Origin of the sequence: Amycolatopsis sp. cmx-11-12 (genome assembly GCF_046269425.1) — a bacterium.
GTDB lineage: Bacteria > Actinomycetota > Actinomycetes > Mycobacteriales > Pseudonocardiaceae > Amycolatopsis.
This window is the reverse complement of sequence record NZ_JADNQM010000049.1, coordinates 33,841-57,284: the sequence shown is the minus strand read 5'-3', so window position 1 is coordinate 57,284 and position 23,444 is coordinate 33,841. Positions and strand designations below refer to the sequence as shown.

General features: G+C 64.3%; 15 protein-coding genes and 5 pseudogenes. 9 read left to right on the top strand and 11 right to left on the bottom strand.

The features are described from left to right. Positions 1–2,491 precede the first annotated feature (2,491 nt). Entirely contained in the window at positions 2,492–3,013 is a 522-nt protein-coding gene (locus tag ACLARN_RS39965) for a hypothetical protein (protein WP_409496679.1), read from the bottom strand. On the opposite strand from ACLARN_RS39965, the pseudogene ACLARN_RS39960 reads away from it, so the two are divergent. Further along, positions 2,948–3,127: pseudogene (locus ACLARN_RS39960) on the top strand (hypothetical protein); the annotation flags it as partial. The gene ACLARN_RS39965 and the pseudogene ACLARN_RS39960 sit on opposite strands and share 66 nt — an antisense overlap. A gap of 95 nt (positions 3,128–3,222) precedes the next feature. On the opposite strand, the pseudogene ACLARN_RS39955 reads toward ACLARN_RS39960, so the two are convergent. Continuing rightward, positions 3,223–3,721: pseudogene (locus ACLARN_RS39955) on the bottom strand (histidine phosphatase family protein). 153 nt (positions 3,722–3,874) lie between these two features. Here ACLARN_RS39955 and ACLARN_RS39950 point away from each other — a divergent pair. Further along, on the top strand, positions 3,875–4,183 hold the full coding sequence (locus ACLARN_RS39950; protein ID WP_409496677.1) for a DUF397 domain-containing protein: 309 nt from the start codon (positions 3,875–3,877) through the stop codon (positions 4,181–4,183). 78 nt (positions 4,184–4,261) lie between these two features. After that, positions 4,262–4,501 (top strand): DUF397 domain-containing protein, encoded by a 240-nt coding sequence (locus ACLARN_RS39945; RefSeq protein ID WP_409496676.1) that lies wholly within the window; start codon positions 4,262–4,264, stop codon positions 4,499–4,501. Between the two features lie 31 nt (positions 4,502–4,532). Here the strand turns inward: ACLARN_RS39945 and ACLARN_RS39940 are convergent, their stop codons facing one another. Further along, positions 4,533–4,991 carry a histone-like nucleoid-structuring protein Lsr2 gene (locus tag ACLARN_RS39940; RefSeq protein WP_409496675.1) on the bottom strand — a complete coding sequence of 153 codons (459 nt, stop codon included), beginning with the start codon at positions 4,989–4,991 and terminating at the stop codon, positions 4,533–4,535. Between the two features lie 645 nt (positions 4,992–5,636). Here ACLARN_RS39940 and ACLARN_RS39935 point away from each other — a divergent pair. Next, positions 5,637–6,788 (top strand): glycosyltransferase family 4 protein, encoded by a 1,152-nt coding sequence (locus tag ACLARN_RS39935; RefSeq protein ID WP_409496674.1) that lies wholly within the window; start codon positions 5,637–5,639, stop codon positions 6,786–6,788. A gap of 621 nt (positions 6,789–7,409) precedes the next feature. Here ACLARN_RS39935 and ACLARN_RS39930 read toward each other — a convergent pair. Continuing rightward, complete coding sequence (locus ACLARN_RS39930; RefSeq protein WP_409496673.1) at positions 7,410–7,613, bottom strand: transposase; 204 nt, start codon at positions 7,611–7,613, stop codon at positions 7,410–7,412. Between the two features lie 1,247 nt (positions 7,614–8,860). On the opposite strand from ACLARN_RS39930, the gene secD reads away from it, so the two are divergent. After that, positions 8,861–10,636 carry a protein translocase subunit SecD gene (secD, locus tag ACLARN_RS39925; protein WP_409496672.1) on the top strand — a complete coding sequence of 592 codons (1,776 nt, stop codon included), beginning with the start codon at positions 8,861–8,863 and terminating at the stop codon, positions 10,634–10,636. A gap of 1 nt (position 10,637) precedes the next feature. Then, entirely contained in the window at positions 10,638–11,837 is a 1,200-nt protein-coding gene (secF, locus tag ACLARN_RS39920; RefSeq protein ID WP_409496671.1) for a protein translocase subunit SecF, read from the top strand. Between the two features lie 196 nt (positions 11,838–12,033). On the opposite strand, the gene ACLARN_RS39915 is transcribed toward secF, so the two are convergent. Then, a complete protein-coding gene (locus ACLARN_RS39915; RefSeq protein WP_409496670.1) occupies positions 12,034–12,216 on the bottom strand; it encodes a hypothetical protein in 183 nt (60 codons plus the stop codon). Between the two features lie 317 nt (positions 12,217–12,533). Between ACLARN_RS39915 and ACLARN_RS39910 the strand changes: the two are divergent. Further along, positions 12,534–13,421 (top strand): annotated as a pseudogene (locus tag ACLARN_RS39910) (transposase); the annotation flags it as partial. 57 nt (positions 13,422–13,478) lie between these two features. Further along, positions 13,479–14,102 (top strand): annotated as a pseudogene (locus ACLARN_RS39905) (IS630 family transposase); the annotation flags it as partial. A 55-nt stretch (positions 14,103–14,157) separates the two neighbouring features. Here the strand turns inward: ACLARN_RS39905 and ACLARN_RS39900 are convergent. The 6 genes and pseudogenes from ACLARN_RS39900 to ACLARN_RS39875 all read right to left on the bottom strand — a co-directional run bounded on the left by ACLARN_RS39900 (position 14,158) and on the right by ACLARN_RS39875 (position 21,902). Then, positions 14,158–15,441: an IS256 family transposase gene (locus ACLARN_RS39900; protein ID WP_409496669.1), complete on the bottom strand. Its 1,284-nt coding sequence runs from the start codon at positions 15,439–15,441 to the stop codon at positions 14,158–14,160. Positions 15,442–16,073: 632 nt separating this feature from the next. Then, positions 16,074–16,208 (bottom strand): annotated as a pseudogene (locus ACLARN_RS39895) (hypothetical protein); the annotation flags it as partial. A gap of 397 nt (positions 16,209–16,605) precedes the next feature. After that, positions 16,606–18,297, bottom strand: coding sequence for a CocE/NonD family hydrolase (locus ACLARN_RS39890; RefSeq protein WP_409496668.1), 1,692 nt, complete (start codon positions 18,295–18,297; stop codon positions 16,606–16,608). Next, the gene (locus tag ACLARN_RS39885; protein WP_409496667.1) at positions 18,294–19,991 is read right to left on the bottom strand and encodes a CocE/NonD family hydrolase; all 1,698 of its coding nucleotides are present in this window, start codon (positions 19,989–19,991) and stop codon (positions 18,294–18,296) included. The genes ACLARN_RS39890 and ACLARN_RS39885 overlap by 4 nt, the downstream gene beginning before the upstream one ends. A gap of 10 nt (positions 19,992–20,001) precedes the next feature. Beyond that, positions 20,002–21,258: a family 1 glycosylhydrolase gene (locus tag ACLARN_RS39880; RefSeq protein WP_409496666.1), complete on the bottom strand. Its 1,257-nt coding sequence runs from the start codon at positions 21,256–21,258 to the stop codon at positions 20,002–20,004. Between the two features lie 185 nt (positions 21,259–21,443). Next, entirely contained in the window at positions 21,444–21,902 is a 459-nt protein-coding gene (locus ACLARN_RS39875; protein WP_409496665.1) for a hypothetical protein, read from the bottom strand. Positions 21,903–22,369: 467 nt separating this feature from the next. On the opposite strand from ACLARN_RS39875, the gene ACLARN_RS39870 reads away from it, so the two are divergent. Further along, positions 22,370–23,311 carry a hypothetical protein gene (locus ACLARN_RS39870; protein ID WP_409496664.1) on the top strand — a complete coding sequence of 314 codons (942 nt, stop codon included), beginning with the start codon at positions 22,370–22,372 and terminating at the stop codon, positions 23,309–23,311. The last annotated feature ends 133 nt before the right edge of the window (positions 23,312–23,444 follow it).

Sequence of the window (23,444 nt, the reverse complement as noted above, 5' to 3'; positions counted from 1 at the left end):
AAACCATCTTCACGGCCTCGTCCTTGAACTCAGGCGAGAACTTCCGTCGACGCTGCGACACTCAATCTCTCCGTCCAGTCTCTCCCACCTTAGTGGGTCAACTGTCCGGAAAGAGCGAGGCATCTCACACCGTCAGACCCCAAACGACGACACCAACGAACCCACGTCCACAAGCGGACACCCTCGAGCGAGAACTCGCCGAATCGATGCCCTGAGGTTCGAGCCAACGTCATGATCAGCATGAGGACGTTACGACAACCAAATTGAACAAGAACCAGCAGTATGATCTTCAAAGGACCAGGTCAGTTAGTGTCGTCCCCGCGCGAGCGGGGTTGGTCCCTCGCGACGTTCGCCGACACCGTCCGGCATGTGGCCGTCCCCGCGCGAGCGGGTTGGTCCTTAGAAGGCACAAGCCGCCCCCGGAAGGGCCAGACCGATCCCTAAACACAAAAGCCAAGGCCGGGAGGCGCGGGCTTTGCGACCCCGCTCGGACTCGAACCAAGAACCCTCCGGTTAACTGGTTCGAGTCCTTTTCAGTCGGTCTCAGTCGATCTAGCTGGGATGTTTGCGATCGCTCATGCTCTCAGTCGGTGTCGGTCGGCCTCGTTCGACCTGCAATTTCGCCATTAAATCGTCCCTAGTTCCTGACGAACCAGCCAGCCCAACGCAAGCCGGACCACCTGATCAAGCATTGTGATCCGACGCGACGGCAACCAAACTGAATGAAATTCACCAGTACGATCTTCAAACAACCAGGTCAATTAGCAATCGCAGCGACGGCAAGCGCTGTAGGGACAACGGTCTTCTTCACGAAGTTCATGGGTAGCGAACCGGCTTTCCCTGAAAGTACCTGCCGAATATCGGCACGCTGCGATCTTTCAATCCGAGCGACAGGATGTCGATTCCCTGACAGCGTGATCACCCCGCACGCCAGAGTGACGACCAAGTGCAGGCGATAGATGGCCTGAACAACAAGCGATAGTCGGCACGGCTGACGGCGCCGTCCGTTGAGCGTCGTCGCCGCGACACACGCGGCGGGCCAATGGATTGAGATCGGCTGTGCTGGACGCGGTCCCCCGGCGGTCGGGCGTGAACTGCGGGCCGATGCGCCGGGGCTATAAGGCCGGGTGCCTGGAAGCACGCCAGCCGATGTTGATCATTACATTGCAGAACGTACGCGACTCGTAACGGATAGCAGCCGAAGGGTTTGACCGCCTCAGGTACTCGGTCAGCAGGGTGAGCACGTGTCGCCTCCATGCCAACTACTGGCTGTAGTCATAGTCTGCCGACGCCAAGGCCGTCGGTATGGGCACTCTCCGACGTCCCCACTTGTGCTTCTGAAATCCCCCAGGTTGAGGGTGTCTTGTCGGCGCGCCGTTTGCGTTGGTCAGGGCCGTCCGGGCGGCGGTTCTCGGTGTTGATCACTGCGGCTCGTCGCTAAAGGGCTGGATGCGCTCGTTGGAGGAAGACACGGAAGTTCAGGTGCTGGCGATCAAGGGGCGATCTCGGCCATCACCCAGCATCTCGGACGCGACCGCAAGACGATTCGCGGCTACCTGTCCGGCGAGCGCCAACCTGGCCGACGGAAGCCAGCTAGCCAGGACCCATTCAAGCCGGCCGTCGCCTACTGCCACGCCCGGTTAGCCGACGATCCGAATCCGTGAGCCTCGACGCTGCTCGACGAGGTCACCGAGGTGGATGCTCGACGTTACCCAGGTGGTACGCCGCCATGAGCTGCGGCCGCTCTGCGAGCCCTGCCAGGTCACCCGTGGCCGCGACGTGGCGATCATCGCGCTCCCGCCGGGCGTGGGAACCAGTTCGACTGGCTAGAGCTGCAAGACCGCCGGATACTGGCCCGGCCTGACACGACCGGGTCAATGCTCTGAACGGCTTCCGCATGGTGTATCGCTCTTGATTAATCAGCGCAAAATGCCACGCGCCTACCAATCGCGGCCGGGCGCATGGCCAGCATCGATAGAGGAACCCGGATGGACCCCGCTTAGATCGCCGGCGCCGCAGCGGTAATCAGCTCCGGCGCCGCAATCTGGACCGCCACCAACGGCAACCGCACTCTAAAACGCTCCGATCGCGACAGCCAGGCGCGCACCAGGCCGATGGGGCACCGACGCCAAGCCCACGGAAACCGAGTAGAGCCGGGCCCCGGGACACGCCACCACAGCTAGGCGACCTCCAACTCCGTGCTCGTCGCGCCCTGCCGACCACACTCCGACCGGACTTTCGCCACCAGAGCCCGCGATGTCGTCGCACCAACCCTGAGCTGCCTGCGAAGAGTCTCCGCGGATATCGGACGCTGATAACGTCGCCAGTGTTCGGCATCGGCGAGACGAGCCCGCTCAACGAGTTCCTCGTCGAGATCACCGGGCCGGCCGTGCGCCGCGTCCACCTGCTGATCAGGGCGCAAGGACCTTGGCCCGCGCACCTCCAGCTCGGCGCCGTTGTCCTTCGACGCTGTGGAGTTGGACTGCTCTCCTCATCCAGGACTATTTACCGCACTCAGAGCGCGGAGCAGGCCAGGGCACGTCTCAGCCCATCCGATCAACAGGAGTGGGCCGACCGCGTCGAACGCCGCCTTACCCCATGGACCAGCGCATACCGGGTCAGCAACGTTCAGCAGCAGAGTCACCGCGCTCGCCGCCAGCAGCAGTCGTCGCGCTGACCGCAACACGTCATCGCTGGCCCCGAACAACGCCAGATGCCGCGTACCGACGAGCAACCCCAGCACCGTCAAATCAACAGCCTGCACCACCAGCGGCGCCACGAACACCGGTACCTGCAGCTTCAGTGCCAAGTTCAACACATTCCCGAACCCAAACAGGAACACGAGACCAATGACAAGGACCATCATGACCGTGACAAACCGAGCTACAGCGGTGAAGGCACCGAACAGCGGACCGAGCCACAGCAAACTCGCCTGGTGGGTGGTGAAGGCGTAGATGGGCTGCTGCTCGGCTTCCTGCACTACATGGAGGACGTCGAGTACTTCGGGAAGCACGTGCTGCCGATGATCCGGGCCAAGGAGGCGGACCTGGACCGGGGCGCCGCCACTCCGGAACCCCTGGTCACCTCGGCCCCTTGGCCCCCTCACCCTCACCCCCGCCGCATTTAAGTCCTCTCGTTGCGCTCCATGCACACGCAACTCCGCGTTTAGAGGACGGGCCTTCGACACGTCATATCCAGGCGTGATCCGCGCCACATTCCCGGCTAGGACAGATGCGAGATGTCGTTCACCAACCGCACCGACGCGTTGCCGTCCGGATAGAACTCGACGATCGAGAGCGACGCCAGGTCGAGGTGCAGGCGGAACAGCAGCGACGGCCCGGCGTCCAGGCCCATCCTCAGCAGGGCCTTGATCGGCGTGACATGGCTGACCAGCACGAGCGTCCGCCCGCCGTACTTCGCGATCAGTTCGTCGCGGGCCTTGCGGACCCGCCGGTGCACGCCGTCGAAGCTTTCGCCGCCCGGCGCGCGATCGAGGTATCGGAAAGCCAGCTGGTCTGGAATTCGGGGTCGCGCTCCATCGCCTCTGTGAAGGTGAGGCCTTCCCAGTCGCCGAAGTCGGTCTCGATCAGCCCCGGGTGGGTCTCGACCCGGCCAGGCCCTCCATCGCGCCGAGGCGTTTCGCGGCGGCGGCAGCCTGCTGTTTGCCGTGCTCGGTGAGGGGCACGTCGCCGCGGCCGGAGTAGCGCTTCTCGACCGACATCGCCGTCTGGCCGTGCCGCACGAGGAGCAGCTTGGTCGGCGTCCCGGTCGCGCCGGTCCAGCCGACCGGGCCGACCCTGTCCTTGAGCGCCGTGGGACTTGGCTCCGATCTCCCTGGCAGTGGTGCTTTTGCCGGGCAATGATCCGCTCGACGATGTCCGGATCACCCGAAAGGCACGCGAACCTCGGCCACAGCCTCGACCTGCCAACCCAGCAGTGTCTGCGCGTGGAGAGCGCGTTCGAGGCAAGCCGCATGCGCTGTACGGTGGAAGGCGTGCTCTGGCGCAAGAGCACCTACTCCGGCGAGGACGTCAACAAGACGGACTGCGTCGAACCGGGCAGGAGGCCAGGCAGCCGCGTTACCTATGTGCGGGACAACGGCGATCCGGAAGGAGGCACGTTCCTCCTTTCCCCGGAAGCGTGGAACGGCCTTCTCGAGACCGTCCGACGTGACGACAACTAGCACGCAAACTGATCCAGCGATGGCGAGGCCTGGCTACGAGACCATGCCAGGTCCCGCCATCGCTGAAGGTTGGCATTCATGACAGACCAACTCGATGACGCGAGGGGAAGTATGAGCAGACCACTCGACAACAAGGTCCACGTGCGCCCTGAGGTGGACCTGAGCACAGCGGCGTGGACCAAGACGAGCTTGAAGGCCACTTACACCGTGGTGCGCCAACCCTCGAATGCGGATGGCCAGCCCCTCGTGTTTCACGCCGTCGAGTCGGACGCGTTCGCAAAAGGTGTCCATGCTGGAGAATTCGATCTTCTCGCCTAACAGCGACGAGTACCAAGGTCTCTCACAAGGTTCAGCTGTCAGACTTCTTCTTCCGCGGAGCCCGCTTACGCACCGGCTTCACCGGCGCCTCCTCGACCGGCTCCGCTTCGACGTCGACAGGCTGCGAGACAGCTGACTCGGCGTCGTTGAACGCTTCGTAGATCTCGCTCGGGATCCGGCCGCGGTCAGCGATCGCGTAGCCGTTCTCAGCCGCCCAGGCGCGCACCTGCTGGTTGCGCTCACGGTCGACTGGCGCCGCCGGACGGCCGGTTCCCGTCGTCGTGGACTGACCGATGGCGACGCGGATCTTACGGCCGCCGGTACGCGTGCCTGCCTCGACATACTGCTCGAATACGGCGCGCAGGGCATGGGCATTCTCGTCGGACAGGTCGATCTCGTACTGGACACCATCGAGTGCGAAGGGCACGGTCTGCGTGGCTTCACCGCCATCGAGGTCATCGACAATTTCGACAAGAACCTTCTGAGCCATGGAGAGAGCCTTTCACCAAGTCGAGCGAAAGCGCTGCGCCAGCGCAGTACTGATGACCTTACCGATCGTTTACCCGATCGGCGGCATGACTACCCCTTGCGCACGACGTGTTGACAAGGCGACCGTCCAATCAACACGACCCGCCCAGGTATTTACCCTCAGACCTGCCTCGACGAGACGAGGTCGATCGAGCATGTTACGGGCCGCTGACGCGCGGCGGGTCAGGGAGCGCCCGTTGGGACTCCACTATCTCAACGCCGACGGGGCGATGTCGCGGAGGGCAGCAGCGTCGCCGATCGAGACGCCAAGTGGATCGCTCATCGGTCCATTTGACGTCAAGCTGACTTGAGGATTAAGTTCGAAGGTATAGTTAGGCGACCTTAGTTAGATGTTTCGGAGTGGCTGGCCACGGAGCCTGGGCTGCGAACCCGTGACGACGACGGCAGCGCCAGAATGAGCCAGACTGAGTACGACAACAGACACACGCGTGCACTCCACGCCAGAGTTCTACCCGGATACCGGGCTTGTCGAGCCTGGGGCTCTGGCACGACTGTCGCTCCCATCCGGTCGCGCCTGATCGTTTGCGGCGTGTTGCCAGCGCGGTAGCGTGTTCGAGTGACTTGGACCTCGGCGGCGTAACGCATCATGCCTCCTACGCAAAACCTCCCGATCCAGGAGTACATCCTCGTCGCCCTCACCGCGGCGGCCGTTACCTTCCTGCTCACCGGAGTCGTGCGGCGGTTCGCCATCCGGATCGGCGCGATCGCGAACCCGCGGGCCCGCGACGTCCACGTCACCCCGATCCCGCGGATGGGCGGCATCGGCATCTTCCTCGGCGTCGCCGCCGCGATGGGGCTCGCGCACCAGCTGCCCGCGCTGAGCCGCGGCTTCGACTTCTCCTTCGACTCGCTGGGCGTCCTGCTCGCCGCGGGCGTGATCTCCCTGATCGGCGCGCTCGACGACCGGTTCGAACTGGACGCCTGGACGAAGCTGGCGGGCCAGGTCATGTGCGCCGGGATCCTGGTGATCTTCGGCGTGCAGTGGGTGTCGTTCTGGGTGCCGTGGGGAGGCGGCGACGGATCCTTCGGCCAGGTGCTCGTGCTGGACAAGAACCAGGGCGCGCTGCTGACCGTCGTGCTGGTGGTCGTCATGGTCAACGCGATGAACTTCGTCGACGGACTCGACGGGCTCGCCGGCGGCCTCGGCTTCATCGCCGCCGCGGCGACCTGCTCCTTCTCCCTCGGCCTGCTCGACTCCTCAGGCGGCGACGTCGGCGCGTACCCGCCCGCGCTCATCGCGGCCACGCTCGCCGGGGCCTGTCTGGGTTTCCTGCCGTACAACTTCCAGCCCGCGAAGATCTTCATGGGCGACTCGGGTTCGATGATGATCGGGCTCATGCTGGCCGGCGCGACGACGTCCGCGTCGGGCCGCGTGCCGTACCCGCAGTTCAGCGGTAAGGACGCGCTCGCGCTGCTCTCGCCGCTCGTCGTGGTCGCCGCCGTCCTTTTCGTACCGCTGCTCGACCTGATCATGGCGGTCATCCGCCGCACCCGGCGAGGCGAGAGCCCGTTCGCCGCGGACAAGATGCACCTGCACCACCGCCTGCTGGAGATCGGCCACTCCCAGCGCCGCGCGGTACTGCTCATCTACTTGTGGGCCGGCCTGCTCGCGTTCGGCGCCGTCTCGGTGACGTTGTTCGACAGCGCCGCGGTTTTCTGGATCGTCGGCTTCGGCTTCCTGCTGGCGACACTGGTGTCGGTCATCCCCAGACTGCGTTCGCGGAACCGGACTGCCTGAAACCCGGGAACGGGACGGGCCTACACTGGCGGGCTGAGACGACCAGGGAGTTTTCTGTGAGCGAGACCGAGAAGACCGTCGAGGCGGAGGAAAACCCCCACGCCAAGTGGTCGCCCGACACGCGCTTGGTCCGCTGATCGACCGAGTCGGCAGCAAGCGGTTCGGCCGCTACCGTGGCTGGCTGATCGACACGCCAGTCGCCCTTGTGGTGGTCCTCGCCGCGTATGCGGCCTGGGATCCACAGAGGCATCTCGCCGCAGTGTCGGTCGCGATAACCGTGGTACTGGCCATGTCGGCGTTGCACGACACAGCGATCAACTGGTTGGCGCCGTCCTGCTGCGGCAGGACGAGCGCGGGATCGCCAACGGCCTCCAGGCCGGCGCGGCCAGCGTCTCCGTCGTCATCGGCTCCGGTGCGGCGCTGCTGGTCTATGCTGCCTTCGGTTGAGCATCCACTCTGCTGATGCAGAGCGCGGTGTATCTAATCCCGCTGGCCGCGGTCGCCCACTCCACTAGCCGGCCGTACCGGCGACGCGCGAACGCCTCTCCCGGTGGGCCGAGTTCGCTGGCTTCTTCGCCGCCGGGGATCGGCTGCGCTGGACGATAGCCGTTGGCCCGGTCTTCACCCTCGCGGTGATGCTGGCCAATGCCGGAGCAGAATGACGTAACGGGTCGGCCCTGCCCCGGTCAGCCCGTCGCAGCAGGTGATCAGGATGCCCCGCGGGCCACGGTTGCGCAGGTCGGTGGCGACCTTGGCCCAGAACTTCGCGGCTTCATTGTCGGCGATCGACAGGCCGAGGGCGTGCTTGCGGCCGTCGACGTCCACGCCGACGAGCCAGGGAGGTGGCCTTGGTGGTCACCACGCCCTTATCCTTGATCCGCAGGCGGATGCCGTCGACCTAGAGAATCGAGAATACCCTCGTCCAGCGGCCGCGTCTGCCGCAGTGCGATCTTGTCGGCGACCACCTCGGTGACAGTAAGAATCAGGGCCAATAGGGGAGCCGGAGGCGAAGGTGGCGGGGAGCCCGGCCCCGCTCCCCCGCCGGCTCCCGACTTCAATTGCCGCGCCAGTTCCCCGTTGACGGCGAAGGACGTCACAAAGCAACGCGGCAAAGCTGGCCTCCCCGGCGCCGTCGGGCCCCAACAAGCCATACCATCGGCGCAGCTACCTATGCTTTCGGGGCAGGCAGAAAGGGTGGTGACGGCGGCACGCGGGGCAGTAGCGGCACCAGTTGCACGCTCGACCGCCAAGGCAAGCCCGGCAAAGTCGGCGCCCACGGACAAGACGGCAAGGACGGCGCCGTCGTAATCCAGGAACTCCGTGATCCCTCGGACGAATCACACGTCCGCGGTCCTCACCCACCTCCGGGAAGCCCGAGAATGCCCTTCCCAAACCGGGCTCAAGCACTGGCCGCCCGTCACGGGTCCGGGACAGACTCCCAGCAGACTGGACTGAGGGCCCGGCGCACCTACCAACCACATACTCCGGCGCAGAAGTCCACCGAGGGTCGCAGCCATCAACGGGCAAGACATCGACGTGGACACGGCTAGAGTCGCACGTACGAACCATGGTCAGCAGATGAGTCGACGTAGGGCTTCACTGGGCGCACAACCGTGACCGCGGGCGAGTTTGGGCGTGATTTTATCACGACTTCGCCATGACTGTGGTGACTAATGGAGTAACCCAGGGGATAGTGATTGTATTCACGGCAACAATCCACTGAAGATCCAGGAAGGTGACTGCGCGCGAATTTCGAATAAATGATTTGGCGCGCGACACAGCGGCGTTTTATCGGCGACTACGCGAATAATTGTATTGGGGGCTGCGAAAGTGATCCGACATCGCAATCGTCGACCCGAAGGAGACTTACGATGCCGCACTCTCCAACCTCGGACTCTCCTTCCTCCCGCAAGACGGCACCGTCCGCGCCCCGGTGAAATTCACCAGCACCACGATGCCTGCAGGGACGCGGCGGCCTCTGTACTACCGAGTGCGACGTAACCACGCGCGTCGGTAGCGGCTCACGGAGGCGGTTAGTGATACAGGCGTTCCGAGCGTGAGGTTGTAGAACCATGGCAAAGTCAAGTAGATATTCTCACCCAGCGCGGTTACTCGCCTTGTTTGCGCTGATCGTGGTGGTGTTGTACGCGCTGGTGTTCTTCACCGGCGGCGGCAAGCCGGTTCCGCGGCTAGGTATCGATCTGCAGGGTGGCACGCGGGTGACATTGACGGCACGCGTCGCGGAGGGGACTCCGGAGAAAAGCTCGTTGGAGTTGGCGCGCCAGATGATTGACCAGCGCGCGAAGGGAATCGGTGTAAGCGGTACAGAGGTGGTCCTCGACGGCAACAACATTGTCATCACCGTTCCAGGAGAGCAGGGCGCCGAGGCGAAGAACCTGGCGCAGCAGGCGAAGCTCAGTTTTCGCAAGGTCGTGGCGTCGCAGCCGGTGGCACAGCAGCCGGGCCAGCTGCCCGCTTCGCGGCCGGGCGAGCCCCCGGCGTCGGGCGCGCCCTCCTCGAACGCGACCCCGCCGCCCGCTTCGGGCGGCGCCCCGAGCACCAAGCCCGGTGGGGGCGGCACTGTCGGAGCCCCCGCGCGGCAGCAGAGCTCCACGCCGGCCCCGCCACCGTCGTCGCAGGCACCCGCGCCGCAGCAGCCCGACGGATCGATCGACGCACAGGCCGCGAAGGAGATCCAGGAAGCCAAGGCGATCCGGCAGAACCCTGCGCTGGCCCCCGCCAACCCCAGCGACCCGGCCGCACAGGCCGCACGGAAGGCCGCGGTGGAGAAAGCGTTCGCCTCACTGAACTGCACGCCGAACGCGAAGGACCCGCTCGTCGGCAACGACGACCCGAAACTGCCACTGGTCGCCTGTGGTGACAAGGACACGAACAAGTACCTGCTAGAGCCAGAATTCCTCCCCGGCACCGAGATCTCCAACGCGTCCTCCGGCTACGACCAGCAGCGCGGCCAGTGGGTCGTGAACCTCTCGTTCAAGGGCGAGGGCACCAAGGTCTGGGCCGACTTCACGTCGAAGAACACCAATCAGCAGGCGGCGTTCGTGCTCGACACCAACGTCGTGTCGGCGCCGAACATCCAGGTCGCGATACTCGACGGCAACACCCAGATCACCGGCAAGTTCACCCAGACCGAGGCGAAACAGCTGTCCGACATCCTCAAGTACGGCTCGCTGCCGCTGTCGTTCGCCTCCTCGGACGCAACGACCGTGTCGGCAACGCTCGGCCTCGCCTCGCTGCAGGCCGGCCTGACCGCGGGCGGCATCGGCCTGCTGGTGGTGTTCATCTACTGCCTGTTCTACTACCGGCTGCTCGGCATCCTCACGATCCTTTCGCTCGGCCTGTCCGGTTTGCTGGTCTACGCGGTGCTGGTGCTGCTGGGCCGCTGGATCGGCTACACCCTCGACCTCGCGGGCGTCGCCGGCCTGATCATCGCCATCGGGATCACGGCGGACTCGTTCGTCATCTACTTCGAACGACTAAAGGACGAGATCCGCGAAGGCAGAACATTCCGTTCCGCCGTGCCACGAGGCTGGGCCCGCGCGCGGCGCACGATCCTGGCCTCCGACGGTGTGAGCTTCCTGGCGGCGGCGATCCTGTACATGATCGCGGTCGGCGACGTGCAGGGCTTCGCCTTCACCCTCGGTATGTCTACCGTGCTCGACCTCGTGGTGGTCTACCTCGTCACGCATCCGCTGGTCGCGATGGTTTCGACATCGAAATCGAAGTTTCTGTCCAACCCGAAGCACCTCGGCCTCGGTGCCGTGCAGCAGCTGGGTTCGCAGCGAAAGCCGACCCGCGTCGGTCGCGCGCACGTGAAGGAGGCCTGACGTGGACGTTGACGATCTGGGCACGGACGCCGAGGCCACCAAGCCCGCGTCGGCCAAGAAGGACAGCATCTTCCACCGGCTCCACGTCGGCACCGGCGCCTTCGACGTCGTCGGCGTGCGCAAGCGCTGGTACATTTTCTTCATCGCGCTGATGCTGGTGAGCATCGGGTCGATGGCGATCCGCGGCTTCAACCTCGGCATCGAGTTCGAGGGAGGGACGCAGATCCAGCTGCCTGCCCACGGCACGCACGGCCCGATCACCGAAAACCAGGCGCAGGCAGTGTTTCACTCCGCACTCCAGAATTCGTCTGATCAACCAAAGGTACAGCGGGTCGGCACCGGTGCCGCGACGACGATCCAGATCCGGTCCGAGACGCTCGACGCCGCCCAGGTGTACAAGGTCAAGCAGGAGATCACGAAGCACCTGGCGCCGATCGGCAGCAACGGCAAGGCCGACGCGCAGGCCATCAGCGACAGTGCGGTGAGCGCGTCCTGGGGTGGTGAGATCTCGCAGCAGGCCCTGATCGCGCTCGCGGTGTTCCTCGTCGCGGTCACGATCTTCCTGGCGGTCTACTTCGACCTGCGGATGGCCGCAGCGGCACTGCTCTCGCTGCTGCACGACATCGTGGTCACGGCCGGGGTGTACTCGCTGGTCGGCTTCGAGGTCACGCCCGCGACCGTGATCGGCCTGCTGACGATTCTCGGATTCTCGCTCTACGACACGGTGGTGGTGTTCGACAAGGTCCGCGAGAACACCCGCGGCCTGCTCGGGCTCACCCGCCGCACCTACGGCGAGGCGGCCAACCTGTCGCTGAACCAGACCCTGATGCGGTCAATCAACACCGCGGTCATCGCGATGCTGCCGATCCTTGGCCTGCTCATCGTCGGCTTCCTGCTGCTGGGTTCGGGCACGCTCCAGGACCTGGCGCTGGTGCAGCTGACCGGCACCAGCGTCGGCGTGCTGTCCTCGCTCGCGCTGGCCACCCCGCTGCTGGTCGACTTCAAGATGCGGGACCCGAAGTACCGGCAGCAGGCCGGCCGTGTCGAAGCGCGCCGCAAGAACGAGGCGCTGTCGGCGGAGCTGCGCAAGCAGAAGACGTACGCGGCCGCGGCGAGCGTCCCCGCCCGGCACCCGACGCAGACGCCGCGAAGGGCAAGCCGTCCGGCAACCGGAAGCACTGAGCAGGACACGTTGCAATGACGTGCGACGAGCGGTGGTGTGGACACTGTGCTCAGGCGGGAGGAAGCCGATCGCGAGTAATGGCCGTCGCCCGTGCGCGGCAGACGTCGACCTGCCGCAGCAAATTCCTCGCACGTGCTATCAACTTCGTCGTGGTTACTGCGGTGACCAGCGGTGTGCTGCCGACCAAGTCGGCGCAGGAGCAGCCTTAGAGGTGTTAGCAGAATCTGTCGAGGTGGGGGTGGCAGATGTTGCAGGTGGCGAGGGTGCGGAAGGTTTCGTGGATGTTGTCGCGGCGTTTCCAGCGGACATATAGCTGTTTCATTCCGTGGTACCACGGAATGGCGCGTTCCACGACCCCGGCGGGTTCGGCCGAGTCCGGAGCTGTGGGGATTTCCACGGCGGGCGGTTCGGGTGGCGATTTCCTTGGCACGCAAGCGTCTGCGGTACTTGTCGTGGTCGTAGGCACGGTCGACATAGATCGTCTTCGGACGCCGGCGGGACGCCCACGTCGGCCCACACCGTCGACACCGCCTCGCGCAGCGGTTCCAGCTGGGTAATGTCGTGGCGGTTGCCGCCGGTCAGCATGGCCGCCAGCGGGATTCCGCCGCCCTCGGTCAGCATGTGGTGCTTGGCGACCGGTCGGGCACGGTCGACCGGGGCGTGTCTGATGTTCTGTGTATGGGATCGACTTGTGTCGATTGAGGGAGTACACAGTTGTTCGTGACTGACGAGAACGTCGAGCCGGCCAGATGGGCGGTCAGCGACATGGTCGATGCCGGCCTTCTGGATCACCTCATGTCCAAGTGGATAGTGGCGTTGACCGGGGAGGGCGGGTTGCGGCCTGAGCTGGTGAAAGCTGTCCTCGAGCGTGGCCTGCAGGCTGAGCTCACGGGTCATTTGGGTATGAGAAAGGGGATCCGGCTGGTCGGTTGACCGGCAACTCGCGTATTGGATCGACGCCGAAGGCGGTGTCGACCGAGGTCGGCGACGTGGAGCTGGCCACTCCTCGGGACCGGTGGCATGACGGTCCGCGATATCAGCCATCATCTGGCGCGGACGCTGGGCACGGGGCTCTCCCATGGCGCGATCTCGGAGATCACCGATGCTGTGTTCGACGAGGCTGAGGCAGGGCAGACGCGGCCGCAGGACGAGATCTACTCGATCGTCTGCCTCGACGCCCTGGTCGTGAAGGTCCGCGATGACCACGCCGTGCGCAACACGACCGCTCACATCGCCGTCGGTGTCGATCTGGACGGCGTGAGGCATGTGCTGGGGGTCTGGGTCCAGGCCACCGAGGGGGCGAAGTTCTGGGCCGGGGTCGGCGCCGAGCTGCGCAACCGCGGAATCGCCGGACGTGTTGATCGTGTGCTGCGACGACCTCACCGGATTCCCCTAGGCCATCGAGGTGATCTGGTCGCAGGCGATCGTGAAGAACTGCACGGTCCACCTGATCCGCGCGGCGATGCGGTTCGTGTCCTACACCGACCGCAGAAAGATCGCCGCCGCACTGAACCGATCTACACCGCGCCCACCGTCGAGGCCGCCCGCCTCGAGCTCGACGCGTTCGCCGCGTCCGATCTCGGGAACCGCTACCCCGCGGCGGTCATGACCTAGTGTCGTGCGTCTGAATTTCGGGTGTTAAGTCGTAGGGTGCTGGTTATGGCTCGGACTGGTCGCCCGAAGGCGGAGTTGGTGTTGTCGGAGGAGGAGCGGGCGCAGTTGGTGGCGTGGTCGCGGCGGCGGTCGTCGTCGCAGGCGTTGGCGTTGCGGTCGCGGATTGTGCTGGCGTGTGCGACGGGAGCGACGAACAAGCAGGTCGCGGTCGAGTTGGGCGTGGTGGAGAACACGGTGTCCAAGTGGCGGGCGCGGTTTCGGCGGTTGCGGTTGGATGGTCTGGTCGATGAGCCGCGGCCGGGCCGTCCACCGTCGATATTGCTGGACAAGGTCGAGGAGATCGTGACCGCGACGCTGGAGGAAACGCCGAAGGACGCCACGCATTGGTCGCGGCGGTCGATGGCGGCGCGGGCCGGGGTGTCGGAGTCGACGGTCGGGCGGATCTGGCGCCGGTTCGAGCTGAAACCGCACCGTAGTGACGGGTTCAAGCTGTCAACGGATCCGATGTTCGTGGAGAAGGTCGTCGATGTCGTGGGGCTGTATCACCATCCGCCGGAGAAGGCGGTGGTGCTCTGTGTCGACGAGAAAAGCCAGATGCAGGCCCTGGACCGGTCCCAGCCGGTGCTGCCGATGACCGTGGGTGCGCCCGAACGGCGCACCCACGACTACGAGCCTGTCACGTTTTTTGTGTAAGCCAGAGGTGATTGCTTACGTTTGAAGGTTATCAGAAAAGTATGCGCCCGGCAAAGATGTTGATCAGTGTGTTGAGTGCCACTTTCCAGCCGTGTGTTCCAGTCCCGGAATCGCCTCCTCGTTGACTGGATATGTTGCGGAGTCCGAGATAGAGCAGCTTCATGGCAGCATCCTTGTCTGGGAAGTGTCCACGGTTCTTCGTGATTTTGCGGAGTTGGAAGTTGATAGATTCGATGGCGTTGGTGGTGTAGACGATTTTGCGGAGTTCGGGCGGGTAGTCCAGGAATGGGATGAACTCGTCCCACGCGTTGCGCCACACGTCGATCGCGCCCGGGTATTGCGTGCCGAATTGCCTGTCGAATTCTGCCAGTCCGAGTTCGGCGGCTTCGAGGGTGGGTGCGGTGTAGATTTCTTTCATCGCCCTGACGATTTTCTTGCGGTCACTGTAGGACACGAATCGCATCGCGTTGCGGATGACGTGCACGACGCAGGTCTGCACGACGGTGTCCGGGAAGATCGCGTGAATCGCGTCAGGCAGGCCGGTCAGGCCGTCGCAGCAGGCGATGAGGATGTCCTTGACGCCTCGATTACGCAGATCGGACAGGATCTTCTGCCAGAACTTCGCGCCCTCGGTGTCCTGAATCCAGCAGCCCAAAGCGTGCTTGCGGCCGTCCACGTCGACGCCGATGGCCAGGTAGGCGACCTTGGTGGTGACGACTCCGTTGTCCTTCACCCGGATCCGGATTCCGTCGACATAGAGGATCGGATACACCTCGTCCAACGGACGTGATTGCCACGCCTTGATCTCATCGACCACCACCTCGGTGACATTCGAGATCAATTCCCGGGACGCGTTCACGCCATACACTTCACGCAGATGCGCCTCGATATCACGGGTCGTCATCCCCCGCGAATAGAGCGACAGGATCATGTCATCGATATTGCCGATCCGCCGTGACCGTTTCGGCACGATCGCCGGCTCAAACGAGCCATTCCGGTCACGCGGCACCTCGATATCGACCGGGCCGTTCGTGGTCGACACCGTTTTCCGGGACTTTCCGTTACGGGAATTGCCGGACCCCTGACCGGCGGGGTCACCGGCGTCATAGCCCAAATGGTCGGTCAACTCGGCCTGCAAAGCGCGTTCCAGCACAGCCTTGGTCATCTGATTCAGCAGGCCGTCCACGCCATCGATCGGCGTGCCAGCGGATTTCGCGTCCTTCAGCAACGCGTCAATCGTGGACGGCGAGAACGCGTCCGCGAGCCGCCGCGATGCCGCCTCGTCACCCCGACGAGACGATGTGTCCTGTGTCACTCGATGTCCTTCCCGGCCGCCAAACCAGCGAGTCGATCTTGGTACACCTCTGGCTTACACAGTTGCCGTGACACGCCTCATGTCTGATCACCTATGATTTGTTCACCCAAACTACTGGTGGTCAGATATTTGAAGATGATGCCCTCAGTGCGGCCAATTATGTTTGGTACTCGCCAGATAACCTGTCAGGCAGCCTGCCGGGTTGGCAAATATTATTCAGCCAACGTTGATCTTAGGCGCCTGTTCGCCAAAGGGGGTCAACCGGTACGTCGAACTCATCATCAATACACTCTGCTCCAGGAGCGCCAGGTGGAGCAAAATAATTCCTAGGCGGCGGCCCTGCCTGCCCACAGTGACCACCGTTCCACAACCCCGACGACACGTGACTCCAACTCGAAGGCCACATGCTAGACCACCCTCAGCCTCGAGGATGGCCATCCCCAAGTCCGCCCGTATGACGGTTCAGACCATGTCCTGGAGGGGTTCATGCGAACGGGTTCGGTTCCCGCGTGAGGACGACCGCCGACTCGGCCTTGCGCTTGGCCACGTCCTCGAACGTGCCGACGAGGTCCCATACGTCCCTCATTTTCCACCGTTTCGCCACCGGCTGTGTACTCCAGATACGTGATGTCGGGATCTTCTTCGCCGTCGAAGCTGAGGATCGCTGACGGGCTGATCGCCCATCCGCCCCTGTCGAACGGAAGAACCTGGATCTTCACGCTGTGCCGTCTGCTCCATGCCAAGGAGGTGTTGATGCTGCTCAACATGACGTCCTTGCCGCCAGCATGCTGACGGAGCAGTGCTTCACCGAGGATGACATGCAGGTCATAATAAGCGGGCACACTCGGTCAAGAAGCCGTTGGCGGCTACGGCGTTCCTCCGCTGCGCGCTGCATCTGTACTTCACCGTTGATGAACCGGCGCATCACCGCGGCCTGAGCATCGGCGTACAGCGCCGTTTGCAACAGGCCTGAGGAGCAGAGATTCACCATAGGCTCGATCGGCGCTCGACTTTTGGAGCGAGGACGACGTCCTCCAAGAGCAAGTCGAACAGATCGCCGTTCGTCTGGTCGTCGGCGGCATCGAGGCGCTCGCCACCGACACTGCGATCAACCTCGCCACACCGCCGGGCTAGATAGACGGGCTGCTGCGAGCAGTGCGCCGGTCACGTCCACCGGGTACGCATCCTTGCCAGTGGCCCGGTGGCACGGACTGTCCCGACGGTGGGTAACTCGACCCGGGAAGGATGTTCCGGATCGTGCAGGATCTGGTGCTCGACCGGGACTGAGGTGGTGACCTTTCCAGCCGGTTCGCCGCTGCCGGGATTACGAGAATACAGCGGGTGCGCTCCGCCGGAAATCTGGAGTCGCATCCGATGACCGCGGGCGAAGGTATTAGCCGTAGGCGATAGCGTGATAGTGAGCGGGAAAGCTCCATTGTCTTGCCGGTCGATTTCCGTCGGGGTCACCCGGACCACGGCGTCGCAGAGGTTCGTCGACCGGCCGTTCGGTGCCACGTCGCACAGCCGCACGAAAAAGTCCGTGTAGTCCACAGTAGTGGTCACGTACAGGACGGCGCGGACCTGGCCTATCACCGTGAGATCTTCAATTAGTGCGTCCGTGGTGTAGGTCAGTACGTCCGGGCGCGCTTCCAAGCGGCGATTGTCCTTCGGACCCGCGAGAGGAAGGTCCAGCGACCGTCCGCCGACCGACGGGGTCGGGGCGGCAGGGTCGTAGCGGTGCCGCCCCGCCCGCCCTGGCTTCGATGGTTCTAGCGAGAGCACTCCCTCGGTGTGCAGATGCCAGGCGACGCTATCGGCCGGTGGGGGCCAGTCCGGCAGATCCACCCACCGGCGAGCTCCCATAACGAACACCCGAACGCGGGTACCGCGCTCCCGGGCGTGTTCTTCCTCGTTCAGGTGGATGTCCGCCCAGTCCAGCGCGTCCCGGAAAGTGGCGGCGATGGTACCGGCGGATGCGTGCTTCCACGGACCAACGGTAAGGCGGGCTTGCCGACCGGCTGTCCGCAACGCCTCGAACTCGGCGAGTTGTTCGATGACAAAGATGTCGTACCAGCCGGCGACCATGCTCACCGGCGGCATTGAGTCCAAGTCCCGACCGAAGTCGATCTCGCTCCACCACGGATCGTCCGGGCTGTCGTGGACCAGCCAGTCCTGAAACCAGTCGACTCGGTGCCCTACGGCGGCCTCATCCACGGTGTCAAGCGACAACGTGGCGTACGCTGCAGCCTTACGACGGCGCATGCGTTGGGCCGCCACCCAGCGCGCGAGAAGCCCGCGTTCTTGGTGTTCGAGGCCGTACAGCCACGTGGTCGCCGATTCGAGCGCGAGCAGCCCTGCCGAGGGAAACACGAACCGGCCGAAGTTAGCCGACGTGACCGCGAGTGCCATCGACCGCACCCATGACGGCGTTTGCCCTGCCACCGCCCACTGCGTAAGGCCGAAGTAACTCGCACCGAACAGCCCGACCCTGCCGGAAAACCACGGCTGGGCCGACAGCCAGTCGAACACGGCCACTCCGTCGGCACGCTCATTTCGGAACGGTACCCACTCCCCACCGGATCCGAACGTACCCCGGCAGCTCACGATCAGCACCTGGTAACCACGCTCGGCATAGATCCTGCCCACGAGCCCCATGAGGCCGCCGCGGCCGTAAGGCAGCCTGGTCAGAAGGATAGGGGCGCGGTTACCGGCCACGTTGTCCGGAAACCAGCGATCAGCGCGCAGCACTGTCCCGTCAGGCATAGGGATACGCAGTCCACGCACCACGCCGACATGCCGATTTCGCGTCGGCGGGAGCCCGGCCATTGCGCCGAGTAGCCGGCTGAGCACGGTCACGATCGCCCCTCCGCCCGGAACCGGCGATGATGCCCGCGTACGGGCCCGACCGCCGAAACGACGGGTAGTTCGATCCGTGACGCCCGCGCGGGGTCGTGGAAAACCTCCTGGTCCGCCGCGACCAAGGTGGTCGCCTTCCCGAGTGGTTCGCCGCTGCCGGTGTTGCGCGCATACAGCGGATGTGCGCCGCTCGACACTTGCAGACGGATCCGATGGCCGCGCAGGAATGTATTCGCCGTCGGAAACAGTCGGACTCGCACTCGCAGCGACCCGTCTCCCCGTTTCTCCACGCTTTTCGGCGTCAGCCGCACGATACCGTCACACAGGTTGCTCGAACGTCCGCTCGGCGCCACATCGCAGAGCCGGACGAAGAAATCCGTGTGCTCCAGGCTCGACCGGACATATAGTTCCGCGGTAACGTCGCCGATCACTGTGAGGTCCTCGGCCAAGCTGCCGGTGGTGTAGGTCAGCACATCAGGGCGCGCCTCGAGGCGGCGATTGTCCTTGCACCCGCCAGTGGCGGCATTCAGCGATGGGCCACCGACCGAGGGTGTCGGATCAGCAGGGTCGTAGCGGTACCGGTCCGGTGCCGACTCCGGCGGTGGTTCGGTGGACAGGCGACCATCCGGATGCAGATGCCAGTGCGTCGTTTCAGCCGTCGGAGGCCAGTCAGGCAGGTCCACCCAGCAGCGCGCCCCCAGCACGAAAACCCGGACCCGGCTGGATGCGGAGCGTGCCGACCTGGTGCCTCGCAAATGTTCTCCCATCCAGTCGAATGTGTCGCGCAATCCCGCAGCCCCGTTGCCGGGGCTGTTGTGCGTCCACGGCCCTACGGTCAGCCGCACACACCGACCGGCCGCCTTGAGCCGTCGGAAATCATCGAGTTGCGCGGCCAGGAACAGGTCGTACCAGCCGGCAACCATACTCGCCGGCGGCGTGGTCTCGACGGCGCGGGAACCGTCGATCTCGACCCACCAGTGATCGTCCTGAGTATCGTGGACGAGCCAGTCCTGAAACCACGGCACCTGCCTGCCGACCATGGCGAGATCGACCTCGAACAGCGGGAGCCTGTCGGCGGCGGCACGAACTCCTCTCATGGTGTGTACCGCGTGCATGACCGCTTGCGGCAGCGGCCTCTCCTGATGCTCAAGACCACCGAGCCAGGTCAAGGCGGATTCCAACGCGAAGGCGCCAGCGCTGGGATAGGCCATGCGCTGCATGTTCCCGGTCGTGACCGCGGGCGCCATCGCCTGCAACCACGACGGCGGCTCCTTGGCGACCGCCCATTGGGTGAAACCGAGATAGCTGCCGCCGACCGTGCCAACCCTGCCGGAAAACCACGGTTGCTCAGACAGCCAGTCGAGCACCGCTGCTCCATCGGCTTGCGCATCGCGAAAGGGAACCCATTGCCCGCCGGACCCAAAGGAACCACGAGCACTCACTATCAGCGCCTGGTACCCGCGCTCCGCACCGAGTCGACCGTACGGCACCTTCACGTCCGATCGACCATACGGCGACATCGCGAGGAGAATGGGGGCCCGATCGCCTCCGGCCTCATCTGGAAACCAGCGATCAGCACGCAACACCACACCATCTGGCATCGGTATCGCAATACCGCGCTCTACACCGACTCGACGGCTCGTCGCTGGTGACAAGCCCGCCAACAGCGCGTACGCCCGACTGACAATGGTCATCTCCGAATCCTCACTTAACGCCGAAGCGTGTCTCGTAGTCATTCCCGGAAGTGGGCAAGCGGCCGCTGGTAGCGACGTGGCCGAGCAGTTCAGCTGAAGCGCGCGGCCGCCGAGCGCGGTCAAAAATACCGAAGGGCACCTCGAAGCCGTGCTGCCATTCGTAGTTGTCAACGCCGGTCCAGTGGAAGAACCCACGCAGATCCATGCCGCGGTTCACCCGATCGGCGACAATCCTGAGCGAATCGTGCAGAATCTCGCAGCGCCACGCATCATCGTCGGTTCCCACACCATGCTCGGCGACAAGGAAAGCCCTGCCTGGCAACTCCCAGGTGAGCCGGTCGAGCACGAGCCCGAGGCCGTCACTCCATGGCGCGTAGCTCAGTGGGCCGACTCTGGCACCAGGCGGATAAGGAACAAGGCGGGGCCCTGACGCAAGCCCAACAGCCGAATAGTACGAGAACCCGATCAGGTCGAACGCCTCCACGAACGCGGGCACCGCCACGGGCGGCCGACCGGGAACCGTCAGGACTCCTTCACGTAACGCACGCAACCAGCACCCCCAGGCCGCCTCCTCCACGAAATCGACGACCGCCGCACTGTCCTCGCTGTCGTCTGCCGGGAAGACAGGTGCGAGGGCTTGGACGGTCGCGACAGGCTTCGCTGTCTGCCGCAACACCCCGGCCGCCTCCGCGCTTGCCAGATACGCGCCCTCCAGCGCGACGCCGGCAAGGTTCTGGTCACGCGCACCGGGCGGAAACACTCCATCCAGGAACCCATTGATCGCGTAGTTGAGCGGTTCGTTCACCGGCTGCCAGCCGAACACCAAGCTGCCGTAGGTCTCGGCGACAAACTCCACATGCCGACGCCAGTAATAGGTACGCGCCCGCTCGTCACAAAACCCCGAACCGTCCTCGGTCAGCCAGACCGGAAGTGTGAAATGGTGCAGGCACACCCACGGTTCTATGCCGGTTTCACGGGCGGCCTCCAGTACCGCGCGGTAGTGCTCCACCGCCTCCGGATCGCGCCGACCGGCCTCCGGCTCGATCCGTGCCCATTCGATACCCAGCCGGTAGTGCCTGAGGCCATATTCCGCGCAACGGCGAAAATCCTCAGCGTACGTTGTAGCAAAGCCGTTGCCCGCCCCGCTCGGTGGCACCTTCTCGGCGAGTTCCCACGCCCGCCAGTCCGAGGCCGGTGCGGCACCCTCACCCTGCGGCGAGGAAGCTGCGATACCCCACCAGAACGTCTCAGGGAAATGCGTTGTCATCCCACCGTCCACCAGGCCCGTCCATCCCACTGCTTACGTTTACGGTATCGTAAGTATATTGGAGACCGCACTCTCCTTGTCAAGAGTTCACCGTGGCGGCAGCACGGAGGCCTGCTACCCGATTCGCCCGGTTGTTAGCCGACTCGAACGGGATGGCGTTCGCGTCTTCGACCCGAATGACTCCATCATCGCGTTGTCGTAGCCGTCACCGACTGTCCCGAGCGAGGCATTAGCCCGGCCTGTTGGAAGCGGTTAGTGAACGTCCAGGAGGCGAACTGTACGTCGTGGTCGGCCTGAAAGCGGTGCCAGGCTGCGGGGTCGCAGCTGCCGAGCGCCATCTTCCGGGCGTTGGCAACGAGGTTGGTGTTCTGGCTGGTCTCGATGGACCAGCCACGATCAAGCGCCGTGAACGCGTCCAAGACCTCGCTGCGGCTACGGTTGCCTGTCCGGCTGGGATGGTCGGTGACGTCGCATACCCAGAGCAGATTGGGTTGGGTACACAGGAAATTGTGGTTGACCAGGTGCTCACTGCAGGCCTCGATCTGCGGGTGCGGTCCACTACCGTGGAATCCCTGCCGCCTGCATGAGCTTGGCGACCGTCTTGCTCCCATGATGCCCATCCTCAGGCACAGTTCGACGTGCACGCGCGGTGCTTCGTAGGTGCCACGGGAGCGGGCATCGTTCTAAGTAGCCGCCAGCCGCGCCCGCCACTCTCGACGCAGCGCCGCGGGCGAGATCGACTTCAAGCGCCCCTCGGCAGCAAAGCCTTGCTCGACCGGTCGCGCGCGATCGTGGACAGCACCTCGTACGGACCAAAAGAAGGGGGCCCTGACCGGCCCCAGCCCGGCAGATCGGGCAAACTCCGCTCGAAGATCCACTTGCTGTCCGAACGCGACAGCCTGCCCCTGACCCCTCGCGATATCGGCGGCGAACACCAACGTGCCCCAGAGCCACATGCCGACGTGCGAGTGCTGCATGTTGACATTCGCGTAGTGCGAGTGTGTCACCCGTGCGGGTGTCCGCACTCTTCTATCGGGTAGATAGGAGTGAGGCGGGCGTGGCAGTTGCGCATTCTCAGATACGGGGGACCGAGTCGTGGATAGGAGTAGCGATGAAGGCCAGTGTTCTGGTGGCGATGCTGCAAGTCGTGGCACTGTCGGCTGCGGTACCGCCGCAGGCGTCATCAAAGCCGATGGAGGGTTGCGCACCGACGCCTTTCGGGCTCGCACCTCAGGCCGAGGTCGTGGAGATCACCAACAGCGAAACGGTAAGGGTAATCGACGGGCGGCTGCAGAGGCTTGACCTGCATACGGGCGAGAAGCGGGGTGACCTCGGTCCGGTCGGGCCCGGCGGTCCGCGCGACCTGGTCGCCCCGGCGGCGAGCATGTCGAGTCGCTGCGGGGACCCGGAACTCGACGGTGAAGCCGCCATGGATCACTCGCAGAAGAACATTCAACAGTTCTCCACGACCTGGACAGTCCCCTCCCCGCCTATCGATCGGGACTGTGGTTGGTCCAAGAAGAGTATGCCTTTCTCGATCTGGAATGCTGTGACTGGCGGCAACGACGGCATCCTGCAGCCGGTGCTGGGATGGTGCTGGTTCAATGAGCCGAAATACACCCTCGCGAACTGGGGCGAGATCGGCGGGAAGTATGTGCACGGCAAGATCGTCGAGGTCGCGCCCGGCACATCGGTGACCGGTGTCATCGACTTCATGGGGAAGAACAAGGATGGCTACGCCTACCGTGTGTCGTTCGTCGGCTACCCGGACGCGGACCTCACCTATACGCGACCCAGCGCGGCCGAGGGGATCATGGAGTATATTGAGAAACGCGACTTCCCTGGCCCTGATACCACGTTGCCTGCAGAGGGGGAACACGTCGCCTTCACGGACATCAAGCTCACCCTGCAGCCGTGCCACGAGGCGCCGAAGGTAATCAACTGGACGACCAACAACACCAGCTATCCAAAATATCCCACGAATTCTGGGTATAACACCCTTATCGTGGATGACAGCAGCACCCACGGCCACGTCGAAATCTACTACCGTTGACCCGACTAACGGGGTCATCATGGCGAGCGTCGGGGTCAAATGACCACATCATCCTGAGACACTTTTCCTGACCGTGTTCATTCTTCTGCCTCTTCTGGGACAGATGGGCCTGCCCCGTGATCGGTATTTTCCG